Annotated in this window: 11 protein-coding genes and 3 pseudogenes; 5 read left to right on the forward strand and 9 right to left on the reverse strand. The window is 34.8% G+C overall.

Going from position 1 to position 13,348, the window contains the following annotated elements:
• Positions 1 to 100: 100 nt before the first annotated feature.
• Positions 101 to 252: pseudogene (locus Q0K80_RS08005) on the forward strand (transposase); the annotation flags it as partial.
• 103 nt (positions 253 to 355) lie between these two features.
• Here the strand turns inward: Q0K80_RS08005 and Q0K80_RS08010 are convergent.
• Positions 356 to 985 (reverse strand): putative bacteriocin export ABC transporter, encoded by a 630-nt coding sequence (locus Q0K80_RS08010; protein ID WP_294605219.1) that lies wholly within the window; start codon positions 983 to 985, stop codon positions 356 to 358.
• 165 nt (positions 986 to 1,150) lie between these two features.
• Complete coding sequence (locus tag Q0K80_RS08015) at positions 1,151 to 2,263, reverse strand: hypothetical protein (protein WP_294605222.1); 1,113 nt, start codon at positions 2,261 to 2,263, stop codon at positions 1,151 to 1,153.
• A 49-nt stretch (positions 2,264 to 2,312) separates the two neighbouring features.
• Here Q0K80_RS08015 and Q0K80_RS08020 point away from each other — a divergent pair, with 49 nt between their 5' ends.
• From Q0K80_RS08020 to Q0K80_RS08030, 3 genes and pseudogenes are all read left to right on the forward strand, one after another.
• Entirely contained in the window at positions 2,313 to 2,495 is a 183-nt protein-coding gene (locus tag Q0K80_RS08020; RefSeq protein ID WP_294605225.1) for a hypothetical protein, read from the forward strand.
• A gap of 1,006 nt (positions 2,496 to 3,501) precedes the next feature.
• A pseudogene (locus tag Q0K80_RS08025) lies at positions 3,502 to 3,633 on the forward strand (ISL3 family transposase); the annotation flags it as partial.
• Positions 3,634 to 4,063: 430 nt separating this feature from the next.
• Positions 4,064 to 5,417: pseudogene (locus Q0K80_RS08030) on the forward strand (FAD-dependent oxidoreductase).
• A 238-nt stretch (positions 5,418 to 5,655) separates the two neighbouring features.
• Here Q0K80_RS08030 and Q0K80_RS08035 read toward each other — a convergent pair.
• The 6 genes from Q0K80_RS08035 to Q0K80_RS08060 form a co-directional block, all read right to left on the reverse strand.
• On the reverse strand, positions 5,656 to 6,441 hold the full coding sequence (locus tag Q0K80_RS08035; protein ID WP_294605227.1) for a hypothetical protein: 786 nt from the start codon (positions 6,439 to 6,441) through the stop codon (positions 5,656 to 5,658).
• Positions 6,442 to 6,451: 10 nt separating this feature from the next.
• Positions 6,452 to 6,976, reverse strand: coding sequence for a hypothetical protein (locus Q0K80_RS08040; RefSeq protein WP_294605229.1), 525 nt, complete (start codon positions 6,974 to 6,976; stop codon positions 6,452 to 6,454).
• Positions 6,966 to 7,601 carry an ATP-binding cassette domain-containing protein gene (locus Q0K80_RS08045; RefSeq protein ID WP_294605232.1) on the reverse strand — a complete coding sequence of 212 codons (636 nt, stop codon included), beginning with the start codon at positions 7,599 to 7,601 and terminating at the stop codon, positions 6,966 to 6,968. The genes Q0K80_RS08040 and Q0K80_RS08045 overlap by 11 nt, the downstream gene beginning before the upstream one ends.
• Before the next feature lie 10 nt (positions 7,602 to 7,611).
• Complete coding sequence (locus tag Q0K80_RS08050) at positions 7,612 to 8,316, reverse strand: rhodopsin (RefSeq protein WP_294605235.1); 705 nt, start codon at positions 8,314 to 8,316, stop codon at positions 7,612 to 7,614.
• 159 nt (positions 8,317 to 8,475) lie between these two features.
• Positions 8,476 to 8,814 (reverse strand): hypothetical protein, encoded by a 339-nt coding sequence (locus Q0K80_RS08055; RefSeq protein WP_294605239.1) that lies wholly within the window; start codon positions 8,812 to 8,814, stop codon positions 8,476 to 8,478.
• Between the two features lie 491 nt (positions 8,815 to 9,305).
• The gene (locus Q0K80_RS08060) at positions 9,306 to 10,892 is read right to left on the reverse strand and encodes an ABC transporter ATP-binding protein (protein ID WP_294605242.1); all 1,587 of its coding nucleotides are present in this window, start codon (positions 10,890 to 10,892) and stop codon (positions 9,306 to 9,308) included.
• 623 nt (positions 10,893 to 11,515) lie between these two features.
• Between Q0K80_RS08060 and lepB the strand changes: the two genes are divergently transcribed.
• Complete coding sequence (gene lepB / locus Q0K80_RS08065; protein ID WP_294605244.1) at positions 11,516 to 12,172, forward strand: signal peptidase I; 657 nt, start codon at positions 11,516 to 11,518, stop codon at positions 12,170 to 12,172.
• 398 nt (positions 12,173 to 12,570) lie between these two features.
• On the opposite strand, the gene Q0K80_RS08070 is transcribed toward lepB, so the two are convergent.
• The gene (locus Q0K80_RS08070; RefSeq protein ID WP_294605246.1) at positions 12,571 to 13,053 is read right to left on the reverse strand and encodes a hypothetical protein; all 483 of its coding nucleotides are present in this window, start codon (positions 13,051 to 13,053) and stop codon (positions 12,571 to 12,573) included.
• Positions 13,054 to 13,348: the final 295 nt, after the last annotated feature.

Consider the following 13,348-nt stretch of genomic DNA (forward strand, 5'->3'; position numbering starts at 1 on the left):
TCTCGAACTTTTACCCTAAAGTGACATGCTTTTTCTAATGACTGCTAAAGAAATTCATGCACCGCTTATGCGGTAATCAAAGAGATAGTATCGGAGTAATTCCAACGGATACTTAGAAAACTTCTATCGCAAAATTAAATAAATTGAGCGCACTGCATTTGGCTACGCCAATTTCCACAATCTGCTAACTAAAATCAGATTGTCAGAAAATAAGTAAAACAAACAGAATCAAGCAGTTTATTAGCTACTTGATTCTGTTCTATTACTTTTTATCAACATGATTTAACAAAGATACGAATTTATTAAACTGTTTTAATTTTGAAGTTCACATCAGGTTCAGATACGGATGATATTTTTATAGCTTAATAATTTTGGAACAATAGCTTGCTACCACAGGGTCATGGGTAACAATTACCAGCGTTTTGCCCATCATGTTTAGCTGCTTTAATTCCTTCATAATAACGTCCCGGTTCTGCTCGTCTAGCGACCCAGTCGGCTCATCCGCCAGAATCAACTGGCTGGGCTTAATCATGGCACGGGCAACAGCAACCCGCTGCTGCTGGCCGCCAGAAAGTTCATAAACCTTACTGCCTTTATAGTTTTCAAGACCAACCCGCCTAAGCGTTTCATCAATCTGCCTTATTTTAGCCGCTTTGTCCTTCTTGACATATTTTTGCGCCAAGGTCAGATTTTGGGCAACAGTCAGATTATCAATTAGGGCAAAATTTTGAAAGATGTAATTTATCTTATTACGAATTTGCCGATTGGCCTGCCTGCTGTTGGGTTTAATGTTACTTTGCCCGTCAAAAATATAGTTGCCGGAATCAAAGCCATCAATCAACCCTAGGATGTTTAATAAAGTCGACTTGCCACTGCCACTGGCACCCATAATGGCTACCATCTCTTTGTCTTTGATGTCTAAATTTAAATTCTGAAAGACAAGCTTGCGTCCAAAGGATTTGGTCAAATTGTGTATCTTAATCATTGTCTCACCCGCCCTTCAATACTTGAACAATATTTCGGTTCTCCTGGCTGATAAAGATGGTCAGCGTTACCAATAGGTCGACCCCTGCTAACAGCACACCGACCATCAGTGCCCCAATGCTTCTGCCCCAGAAGAGGGCTACACCGATTTGAACTGCATATAGGCTTAGCAAGAGGGTGATGGCCATGCCGTATCGGTCAATGACTTTAAACCTAGCAGGCGTAAAATTGATAGCTTCTGCTCATTGGTTCTGAAATAGAGGACCGCGCTGAAAGCCGAAACGACCAGTGAAATCGTAAAGGTAACACCCAGCAAAATTAGTGAAATCAGCAGACCCCAGCGGTATATAGTAGTAAGATTATTGGCAAGCGAAGTTGCCGTTGCAAACTTTATCCGGATGCCTCGCATGTATTTAGCTCGGCCTAAACGTTTAATCTGCGCCCGGTTATGCCGGTTAATTTTAATTCTGATGGGATTACTAAGACCCGAAGTCGACAGCTGCAGCTTGCTCCAGTGATCTAAGTGGCTCGAATCAATCAATTCATAGATTGGCCGCTTAAAAAGCTTAAGTTTTTCATTGATGTAAATCGGTGTTGCTGGTGCAGACCGATAGTACACAATGTTTACCCGTGTTTTTGTCAAGTCTTTTCTTGACTTGTCTGAACGGTCAAGGACAAGCAACTGGGTCAGTTTAGTTACCTTATCATGATCCTTCTTCATTTCAATTGGTACGTAAAATCTATTTTTTAGTCCTGTAGATGCATTCAGACCCAAATGTTTAAGATAGTTTCGGTTAATCCGCACTACCGGGTAGCGGTCCTTGGAGGTGAAGCTATCAGAAGCTTTGAAGCGGGCCAGGTTCCTTTGCGGGTTAGTGATTGAACCGGACACAAAATAGGCATTACTCTCTTTTTCCAAGTCATTAAAGAAGTGTCCTATCTTGGCCTCATTCTTGCCATTATGAACTTCGTCATTTTTAATAGCTTCGGTTGAAACAAGACTAGTTCGTTCTGCAGTCAAGTAGCTGCCCAAACGGGCTACTTTTTCGGATTGCCTGCTATTTTCATTGGCTTCCTTAACGTTAGCCAAACCACCTATTAGCAACACTGTGGCTAACACTACCGTAGCAACTTTGATGACTAGTGTGATAGCCATGCCCAGGTTGAAGTTGATGCCCTGCTTTAGCAGCGTGATAATTCGAATACTCCTAATCAGAGCAAGTGCGATAAGAACACACAAGGCAAAAATCATGACTACAATCAGTTGACTGATCAACACCCACTTGGCAAAGCCCGCTGGCCAGTAGGCGAAAAACAACCTGATTCCGATGTCGAAAAGTAAGCTGGCGCCAAGTAGGGACGCAAGTGGCAACATGAACAATTTGCTTACCACGTCCAAGTTAGACAGACCTAACAGCTTGTACACGCCAATTTGCTTAACGTTTGTCAGTGGTATTGAAAAGGTGGCAAGGACTGTTAGTATAGCCAGTGTTAAGAACAAAACCAGATAAATCATCAGCGTTCTATTAATGTATTCTTTTTTAGAAAACACTTTGGGGGTTAATAGATCCTTCTCGCTTGTATTAAAAAATGCAGCCAATTTGCGCACAACTGTTTTGCGGTACTTTAGATTGCCGATAACCGTGTAGACGCCATTCACGGACTTGTCAAAACTTGTCAAGGCTCTGCAATCTTATACGCTCGCTTTTCAAGAACACGGGGATATCCCTGCCCTGTAAATACATGGTTCTCTTGTTTGGAAACAGGTCGAACTTCCTATTTCGGGCAAAGAATTCATAATAGGGAAAGCTATCCTTGCTGGCCACAGCCGACTTGATTACGGTTTCCCCGCCATAATCGGTCTTAATTAGCGTCAAACCATATTTGCCAGCCATGTGCTTGAAGAATGGCAGCGTCTCGTCTGCGACGCGTGGACTATCAGATACATAGACAAAAACTCTTGCATACCATTAGAAAAGAAGTCTTTTTCTAAATTAATAGTGTATGCAAGAGTAGTAGACAATAAAAGAAATTAATTATTTATTGTTATTCATAACTCCACCAATAATTTAGCCCTGTAGGCTGGAATTTACCATACTTTGCTTGAGACCAATTTCTAGCAACAGCAATATCCTTACTCCGATCTGATGTACTAGGTCAACTGCTGAACCCATGCCTATGAGCAGTGTGAAGATAATCGGAATAGCCAAAAAATCCATTTCAGCCTATTCCATAGTTCTATATGCCGCGACTTTCCATCTTTGCTGGTGTAGCTGCACCAGCAAAGATGGAAGGAAGTACCTATAGTAACGATTGATAGTATTTTACTAATTTATATACTACCCTATGATAATAGTAGCACTAAATATAAGCCATAGCAATCGCTTACAAAAAATTGCCTTATTACATATCAAGATACTAACGAAATTGTCTTGCTTTCGGTGATTCCTTACCAAAAAGGTGGCTCTAAAATTTATCCTGTTAATAGGTTTTTTATTGCACAAAAAGAAGGACATATTCCTCCGCAAAATCAAATAAATTGAACGTACAACACTTGGCTACACCAATTTCCACAATCTGCTAACTAAAATCAGATTGTCAGAAAATAAGGCAAAACGAACAGAATCAAGCAGTTTATTAGCTACTTGATTCTGTTTTATTACTTCTTATCAACATGATTTAGCAAAGGACTGTTTTTGCCTTTTCTTTTGGATTTCAAAGCAATAGCAAAAGTCGTAATTTCATTTTGATCTCGCATGCTTAAATGAATACTTCTCTTTCTCAAATGATACTCTATTTGTACTACTATTTGAGTATCAATTCTACTTCTTAGGTTCTTTTTAAATAATTTACTTGGCCGTATTTTACTCAGAAATTATCAGCAAATTTGATATTTAGTGAAATTTGCAAAGTCAATTTATACAGTCATAATTTTTTGTTGTTTTATAAGTTTTAATATATAAACGAATTAACTATACTAGTGCATCTTTGTATAACTAATGTATTTCTTGTGTTACCATAGAAGACAACGAAAGTGCTACAAGCGCTTTCAGATATTGATAAAAAGGGGATTTTCTCAATGAATCAAAAAGTAGTCATCGTTGGTGCTTCTCATCCAGGTCATGAAGCAGCCATCGAATTATTAGACAGATATCAAGATCTTGATGTCACTATTTATGAAGCAAGTGACTTTGTTTCATTTATGTCTTGCGGAATGAAGCTCTTTTTAGAAGAAAAAACTACCGGTCAGGACAATGTACGTAACTTTTCACCTTCTGATTTAGAAAAATTAGGTGGTAAAATTGTCAATAATTCGCAAGCAGTTGCCTTAAATCCGGCGAATAAGCAAGTTGCAATTAAAAATACCCAAACTGGTCAGACTGAAGAAGTTAATTATGACAAATTAATCTTGTCTCCAGGAGTTGATCCACTCCAATTACCTGTTCCAGGGGCAGATTTAGACTATGTTTATTTAATGCGGGGCTATAGTTGGGCTAAAAAGATCAATGAAGCTCTTCATAATGATGAGATCAAAAATATCGTTGTTGTAGGTGCTGGTAACGGAATTGCTGCCGTTGAAGCAGGTGTTTTAGCTGGTAAACACATGACCTTGGTTGATGCCAGCAACCATATTTTAGCTAATTATTTTTCAAAAGACTTTACCGATGTTTTTGAACAAGAAATGCGTGACAAGGATGTCGATTTAAAGCTTAATACAAAAGTTACTGGCTTTACCAATGATCACCTAGTTCAAACTGATCATGGTGAATATTAAAGCTGATTTAGTTATCGTTGCTGCAGGCATTGTTGCTAATACTGACTGGCTTAAAGATACTATTAATTTAAACCAACGTGGTTATATTGAAACAGACGAATATTTGAGGACTAATCAAAAAGACGTTTATGCTTTGGGCGACGCTATTTGGCCACTATCAATCCCAGCTAATAAAAGAATGCCGATTCCATCGGCCGTTGCTGCTCGCCATGAAGCAAATTATTTAGTACAACATTTGTTTGAGAAAAAGCCAAGCCGGCCATTCCCAGGTTTAGTTGGTGGCCAATTATTAGAGTTCGGTGATGTACATGCAGTAGTTAGCGGCTTCCCACAAAAATCTGCCGAATTTGCTGGTATCAACGCTGCAACCAGCATCTATATTGATCATTTGCGTCCAGATTTTATTCCTGCAGAAGATAATCCACTAGGATATGTCTCCTTAACATATAATAAGGATACTCACCAAATTCTTGGGGGTGCAGTTATGTCTAAATATGACATCACCGCTCAAGGAAATGTTTTAAGTTTAGCAATTGGTCATAAATTAACGTTAGAAGATTTAGCTGAGCAAGACTTCTTCTTCTCACCAAGTTTTGATCGGCAATGGAATATCTTGAACTTAGCCGCACAACATGCGCTAGGCTTACACAAGTTTTAATTAATTTTGGGTTGCTAGGCTTTGTAAGATGCTCTATTGTAGAAACATGCTTTTCTTTCTAAAATCTTTTGTACAGTACATGTATGCCAAAGATCAAAAATGATATAAAAATATCTCCAGAAGCAAGATTGAAGATACAGTTAAATATCAGCAGTAAGCATTAAATGGAATCAAAGCATAATAAAAAGGATTAACTCTTTAACATTTAGAGTCAATCCTTTTTTGTTTGTTGCTACTTTCACAGTTCCATCAAACGCTTTTTATCTAAATAAAACATAATCATACAATAAAGTAATAATAGTACAGTCATAAACACCACCACATAGATGTTAGTAGTTCCAGGGAGTTCACGTAAGAAATCAGCCGGTGAATAACTTATGAAATATGGCAAATGGATAGTTGCATTCATTAATAATAAAACTATTTGCAAAACTAAACCTGTACACATGGCAGCAAACTTATTTTTAATCCACAAAGAAGTAACCATTGCGAATACAGCGAACAATCCACCCCAAAGAGAAGAAAATATAATTGACAAAATAGCGTGGACAAATGGATGGGAATAATAAAGGGAGACAAACAGCATAGTAAAATTCATAGCACCAATATTAATATTAAGTAAGTTATCGGGCTTAACATTAGGTAATATCATAAACCAAGATAAGAAGTTAAACAGTAAAGGAACAGCGATCACAATAAAACCTGTCATAAATGCGATTTCTAGGTATCCTAACAAGATTTGTTTAATGGACTTCTCCATCTTTAATTTATAAAAATAGCCATTGGTAAAATCTTCTTTTAGCAATGTACTGGCAGGTAAACTTGCAATTAACGGTAATAAGATAAAAAATATAGTAGGAACAAAAGTAAATTCATCTATTGACATCCACATAGTATAAGGTGAGTTTGCCACAAAAATATTTTTAGACGTAGAAACAGCACATTGTACAACGCTAATACTTATTCCTATAACCAATGCCAAAAACAACCATAATTTATTTAAACGTGACCACAAAAATTTCATTTTATTCTCCCTATTCTAGCAGAAGCGAATATTTGACATAGTGCTTCTTAGTTGGTACCAAGAAACTGAAACGTAATTTTTGATTGCGCATGTCATATGAATAACGCGGAATGGTAAAAAATATTGTAAAATGCTGCTTGCCGTGCGCTAATGCTTTATCAGAATTAATACTGTGGTGACTTTTGTCATACAATTTTATTGAGGGATTGCTTATACCATAAGGATTATTTAGATACATATTTTCACTAAAATTAGGATTGTTCTTTTTCTCGCCATAGAATGGCTGGCCAGTTTGACGTATATTAAATTTGACTTTGGCTTGTACAGCGTCCTTACTTTTCTTAACTGCAGCTTCATGAACAATAAAGTTAACGTGATAGGCTTTTACCAATTCATTTTTGTGAAAAAGCTGTTCTTTAGTCACACCATGCTGCTGAGGATGGGCGTTTACCTCGCGGTAGCGATAAAAGCCCACGCAGCCAGCTACAATTATTATTACCACGAAGAAACTCCATAATAATTTTTTATTTTTCATGATTAATTGTTCCTTCTTGTACATATAGCTTTTGCGTGGCGACTTTGTTCACAAATTCATGATCATGCGAAGCAATAACAAAGGTTGAACCTTTATGGTTATAACCGTCAATCAATCTGATTAATTTACCTATACTTTCATGATCCAGCGCATTGGTGGGTTCATCCAGAACAATTAACGGATAGGCTCCGAGAAAAGCCTGTGCGATTCCCAATTTCTGCTTCATCCCCAGTGAAAATTTCTTAACTTTTTGTTTAGGGAACCTGGTTAAATCAAAGTATGTCAATAAATCATTAATCTGCTTTTCTTGAATATCTGGATCTAATTTCGCTAGTAGTTCTAAATTTTTATGAGCAGTAAATTCTTCTATTAAACTGGGATTTTCAATTAAAATTCCCGCTTTAATAGGATAAGGATCTTGGACCTTCATCTTCTTACCATTAACTATGACTTCCCCACTGGTATTTATTAAGCCTAAAATTGCCTTTAAGATTAATGTTTTACCGGAACCATTTATTCCTTCTAAAACAGTAATACTGCCTACCGGAATCTCTGCACTAACATCATGCAATAGTGGCCGTCTTTTCACTATTTTTCCTACTTGCTTCAATTCAATAAAACTCATTTTTTGCTCCTTACTCTACACTAAAGAAATGATCAATAATCCCATAAACAATCACCATAATCAAAGTTGCCAGCAATAATAATAAAAAACCGGGGAAATTAAATCTCATGATTATCAAGCAATTCAAAGGATTTAATTGCCATTTTAAAAGAGATGTCATTATCAAAAGTGAAGCTGGAATAATCAGACCCAAGGCTGAATTAAACTTTCCAATTGTACCTTGCAAAAGAAGCGTCAGATATATTCCTAAAAAATTGTTGATGAAAAGTAATGGGATCGCCTGCCAGTCAGCTAAATTAAAAAAAGACAAAGAGGGCAATTTAAATAAAGCCGTAACAAGCAACATAACTAAAAGTGTAACAAACACATAGACAAAAGCTATTACTCCCATTAATAACATAATGACAACAGTAAAATTTTTCGGTGGAATTTGTAATCCTCTTAGGTGCATAATGGTAGTTTGCCAAAGCAGTTTAAAGCTATTTAGCACAATAAGCAGCGGTATTAAGAAATAGACCAGCCACAAAATAAAATTAAAAGATGTATCTTGACTGGTATCGGCAAAGAAAAGATTAAATATAGAAGTATGTGGACTGTTAATTAGCTGCACACTGAGAAAAATAATTGAAAAGCAAATCAAACTTAGCCAGCAAATAAAACGGAAGCGGATTATTTGCCATAAATATAGTAATTGATTCCAAAACAAACGTTTCATAAAGACCTTCTTTTTAAGAGTGAGGGTAGCCGCACAATAAGTACAATTAATTTGACTTTTATAGATAGCCAATTTTTATTTCTTATTTTTTAATTATCGTTTAATTCTATACATTAATAGTATCATTTTAGTATTGTTAAAAATAGTAGAATTAAACTTTTAATAATCCAGCTCACTATAACGATTAGTAATTAAATAGACGATTATCATTAATAGCGTTGTAACTAGTAACAACAGAATATTGTTCTTATTGACCCGCAGCAACATTAAACTATTGAACGGATTATATTTCCAAGTGGTATAAATGGTGATAATACACAGGCTAAAAGGAATAATTATACCCAATGGAGCATTAAACTGGCAGATAGTGGTTTGAATTATCAGCAACAGAAATATTCCTAAAAAATTGATAATAAACAATACTAATAAAGCTGGTAATCCGTGAAATTGTAATAGCTTAAAATTTCTTAGCCAAGAAAAGTCAGTCATTAAAGTCATGATTCCCTCTGTTAGTACCACATAGAGGAACTATAGCAGAATTAGGCATTAGTTTCAACATCAGTATTACAAAGCTTATTAACCCTAACCAAAAAAGAAAGCGTGCTTCTATTAGTTGCCACAAAAATAAAAATTGGTCCCAAAATAAATTTACAAGAGATGCTTTTGAGTCTACTGCTTTATAGTGCAACTTTTTTCTCCTTACTCGTTTACACACGCACTTCTTAAAAATGAAATAGCTTACACCAATACTACCACTTGTATAGGATTTAAAAAATACGATCAGTAGAATTAAAATATTAAATTCCTTTAGTTAAAGCAAAAATGCTCTAGGCGTTAATCAACTGATTAATTTTCTAGGGCATTTTAATAAAAAGGTTAGCTATTATGTTGGCTGAATTTTCTAAAGTATGCAGTAAAATAATTAGGTATTTTATTATCTTCAGTTAAACATAGAATAATTTATTCCCAAGAGTTTTATCCCTATACTTTTAACTAATCAGGCTCAGCTTCTTATCTTCCAACTTGTAAGAACGCGTAAACTTACTTCGCAAATCTTCCGGAATATGGTGATCAATTTCAACTACGGTTAAGTTGGAAGACAAAATCAATTCATGAATTTCATGTGCAGTTTGTGGATCAAGAGATGCAGTACCCTCATCAATCAGTAAAAAGTTGCGATTGTATAAAAAGGCACGAGCAATTTCTATTCGTTTCTTTTCTCCACCCGACAAGTTAGTTCCGTCTTCTTTAATTACGGCATCAAGACCAATCTTTTGCATTAATGGTGTTAAACCCGCTTTTTGAATAGCACGTTCAATCTCTTGGTCAGAAAAGTTGCGTCCCAAAGTCAAGTTAAAGCGCAGAGTGTCGTGAAAAATATTGGAATCCTGATTGACTTCTCCAAAGTAGTCAGGCTGTGGAGTAATAGCTTTGCCATCTGGTTCAACGAGTTCAACGGTTCCTTTATTTGGATGGATTATATTGGCCATTAATTTGAGCAGTGTACTCTTACCCTGCCCGCTACGACCAGTTAGCAGAATTTTATCGCCGCGATTAACCGTCAAGCTGGCATTTTGAATAATAGTCTTATTTTGATAGCCAAAACTCACATCATTGAGCTGCAAGTCTTTGAAGTCTATTGTGGTCATCTCGTCACTGAGAGCGGACTGTGGTAATTCCTTGATATTAGCCAGTTTTGTTAACAAGGGTTTGGCCGAGTTAATCGTTGTCATTGACTGGTTGATTGCCAAGATAGAATTCACGATCCAAGAACTGGAATACTGAACCATGATAAAGGAAGAAAGGGGCAAGCGCTTGTCTAAAACAAATAAAATACCAATTCCAATGGGCAGAAATGATAGAGTGTAAGCCAAAATACCTGCCAGTAAATTGCTCATGGCTATCGTATTTTCTCGTTTTTGTTTGGCTGCAGCGGTTTCGGTAATTGCCTTCTTACCTTTCAGTAAAAAGAAAGGCATTGCATTATAATGTAGAATCAAGTCAATGTGCTTGAGGTAATCCGACATAAATCCTGTGTATTTACCGACACTAGCACTCCAAGCTTTAGAACTTTCCATAACCCGTCTAGCCATAATTTCTGGAGCAATTGCCGAAATAACTGAGAAAAGCATGAAAACAAAAGTTAGAATGAAGTTTGCATTTATTGCCATGGCTAAACAAAGTAGCAGGTTAACAATACAAGTAATTAGGTTAAATACTTCTTTAACGTAATTATTTTCTACCAACTCTAAATCGTTAGTGACAAATGACAGCTTATCAGACACTGGTCCCTTCTGTTTAACGAAATCGGAAGATAGCAGATCACTACGCACGTTCTTGTTGAAGAGGTAGATATTCCGATTTAGTGTTCGCTCGTAAAAGTAGCGGGCAACGGTTAATAAGAAAACAACCAGAACAATCAAACAAACTTCAAGAACTACTCGCCTTTTATCATCGGCTTCAATCATGGCAAAGATTTGTGAATAAGACCACGTATTAAAAGGAGTATCAAGACCTACGATCAGGGTTAGCAAGAAGCATAGAATTATGCTTTTGTTATCAAAATATTTTTTCATAATTGATTTTACCTTTCATTAATATTTAACCTATCTTTGCTAAAATACCCTCATTTTAGAGAAGCAATACAACTTCTTTCTTCTAAAATATTCTTAATTCTTATTTATTATTTAATTTAACCATAATCTAGTTTTAAAATATATAAGTATTTACTAAGTGGTTATTATTAGATACTAAAAATACTCCACAATAGTTAAGAAGTAATTTAACTATTATGGAGTATTTCATAAGCTATTTTCAGATGTACAGATTATGACTGACAAGCTTATTCACAGAGGTAATCGCAGACAAATTTTCTATCCACTGCGCCCAATTTATGCATTATAGATAAATTCAGTTTTTTATTGGTTTTTATCAACAAAATAAAAATAGCTAATTTTATTGTTAAATAAGAGCATTAAAGGATAGAACTGGTTTGCTTGATCACTTATGCAAAAATAGTCTTCCTATTTATGAAAAAGTAATATTAAAGATTCAGTGTGAATGACTATATAAAATTAGGAAAAGCTATTTCAATTAACATTACTTAAGCTAATAATAATTGAAAAAAATTTTTGACTTTTTATTATTTATAAGTTTATAATTTTTACATTAATATTAATTTAAACAGTGGGACTGAATAATGAAAAGCGATCAAAATAACGAAACAAAAGAAAAATCAAAACAGATCTACGAATTTCTAAGATATGTAATAGTTTTTTTTGCTATTTTTGTTTTATGTAACTTTTTACTAACAAAATATTTAATAGTTAAGTGTTCTGTATCTGGGATCTCAATGCAACCCACTTTTGAAAATCAGGAAAAAGTTATAGCCGATCGAAATAGCGAATTGAGAAGAAACGAAGTTGTTATTTTAAAAGCTCCTGATGAACGCAATTCTTTTTATATCAAAAGAATTATTGGATTGCCAGGTGACACTATAACTGCAAAAGATAATAAAATTTATGTTAACGGTAAAAAAATAAATCAGGATTTTTTAAAGCCCGGCTTTAAGCTTACAGATAATGAAGATGGCTTTTATGGTACGAAATATTCTTATACGGAAAATTTTTCAATTCGGTCTTTGGCTAAAACTAAAGAATACAAAAATATCTATTCCTCTGCGCAACTGAAAAAAATGAAAAAAACTAATGAGGTTCCTAAAGATTCATATTTCGTAATGGGTGACCATAGAAGTGTTTCAAAGGACAGTCGCTATATAGGAGCTATCCCCAGAAACAAAATACAAGGTGTAGTCAAGTATCGCTACTGGCCACTTAATAGAATTAGGGCATATTAAAAAAGTAAGTCTCAAAAGTTTAAATGAAGTGCCTCCCAAATTTAGGACAAATTTTGGGGTTATTTTTATGACTAAATTATCTAAACCAGATAAAATTAAAATTTCGGTGTTGTGAATTCTGGCAAATTTGTAAAGAACTGAGCGGTGTTCATCTGATAAAGTCGTTTTGATTGATTATCTTTTTCTGCCATAATTAACCCGTTCTATCACTAATTGTTAGCCAAAATTTATATTGCTTTTTTAGTAGTAGATTCGTCTATCATTTTATTAATCTAATCATGGTTCATATTTTTAATTTGAGCAGTCGGTCAAATTGGCAATAAATTGAATTTTTAGCAATCTGAAAAAATAGCAGAACTTGTATCTTCTGCTTAAAGCTTTTCACAATTCAGTTTCGTCTACCAGCCATATACTGAATAGATAAAGAAAGTACCTGCAGTAAAACCAACTATAAAAGAAACGCGGCTAGTGACATATAATCGCCATACTAATTTTGTCCGTTTTGCATTATGAACATAGGAAGTACTTGTAAACTGCTTTCTTATTTTTTTAATTATATCTGCACTCATATATATTTCTGCTAATAAGGCGGCAATAAAAATCAAATTTCCTATACACAGAATAACAACATTTGATGTAAAACAAACCCAACTTAATCCTAGAGCAATAATTGCAATAAACGGGCAGACATTTATCATTATCAATTCTTTTTTAATTCCAGGCTGTGCTGAAAGCTCAACTGTAAACGCTGCGATTTCTTTTCGTAATTCCAGACTACGTTTATGCCAAGCTTTTGAGACGATATAAATCATATATAACAAACTTACAGCTCCAACAGGTATGAATATTATAACAATTGCATAGCAGATCATAATTTCCATAAAAAGCTCTCCCACTTTTAGTTTTTTTAGAATGCGTCAATTACTCACATGTTTAACATAAATCCTTGATGTTTAATCGCTAAAAGTCAGTCCTATTTAGTCATTAATTTTAATAAAAAGAAATCAAAGTTTTAAGCATTATGTGACTATATTTTTTATCACTTAGACTAACTTATTAAGAAATTCATGTCCTTAATTATAAGGTTAGCAGAAAGGTTTCCATGTATATATAATATTTGTAGAATTTTCATTGATTTTTTAACATTTTATTGTTCTTTATGTGATTCTGATTTTT

The organism is uncultured Lactobacillus sp. (assembly GCF_945290125.1).
Lineage (GTDB): Bacteria > Bacillota > Bacilli > Lactobacillales > Lactobacillaceae > Lactobacillus > Lactobacillus rizhaonensis.

What these genes read in the sequence shown, in the direction of transcription:
- Q0K80_RS08010 (WP_294605219.1), bottom strand. Translation starts at nt 985, where the DNA reads ATGATTAAGATACACAATTTGACCAAATCCTTTGGACGCAAGCTTGTC.
- Q0K80_RS08020 (WP_294605225.1), top strand. Translation starts at nt 2,313, where the DNA reads ATGTCGAAAAGTAAGCTGGCGCCAAGTAGGGACGCAAGTGGCAACATG.
- Q0K80_RS08035 (WP_294605227.1), bottom strand. Translation starts at nt 6,441, where the DNA reads ATGAAATTTTTGTGGTCACGTTTAAATAAATTATGGTTGTTTTTGGCA.
- Q0K80_RS08040 (WP_294605229.1), bottom strand. Translation starts at nt 6,976, where the DNA reads ATGAAAAATAAAAAATTATTATGGAGTTTCTTCGTGGTAATAATAATT.
- Q0K80_RS08045 (WP_294605232.1), bottom strand. Translation starts at nt 7,601, where the DNA reads ATGAGTTTTATTGAATTGAAGCAAGTAGGAAAAATAGTGAAAAGACGG.
- Q0K80_RS08050 (WP_294605235.1), bottom strand. Translation starts at nt 8,316, where the DNA reads ATGAAACGTTTGTTTTGGAATCAATTACTATATTTATGGCAAATAATC.
- Q0K80_RS08055 (WP_294605239.1), bottom strand. Translation starts at nt 8,814, where the DNA reads ATGACTTTAATGACTGACTTTTCTTGGCTAAGAAATTTTAAGCTATTA.
- Q0K80_RS08060 (WP_294605242.1), bottom strand. Translation starts at nt 10,892, where the DNA reads ATGAAAAAATATTTTGATAACAAAAGCATAATTCTATGCTTCTTGCTA.
- lepB (WP_294605244.1), top strand. Translation starts at nt 11,516, where the DNA reads ATGAAAAGCGATCAAAATAACGAAACAAAAGAAAAATCAAAACAGATC.
- Q0K80_RS08070 (WP_294605246.1), bottom strand. Translation starts at nt 13,053, where the DNA reads ATGGAAATTATGATCTGCTATGCAATTGTTATAATATTCATACCTGTT.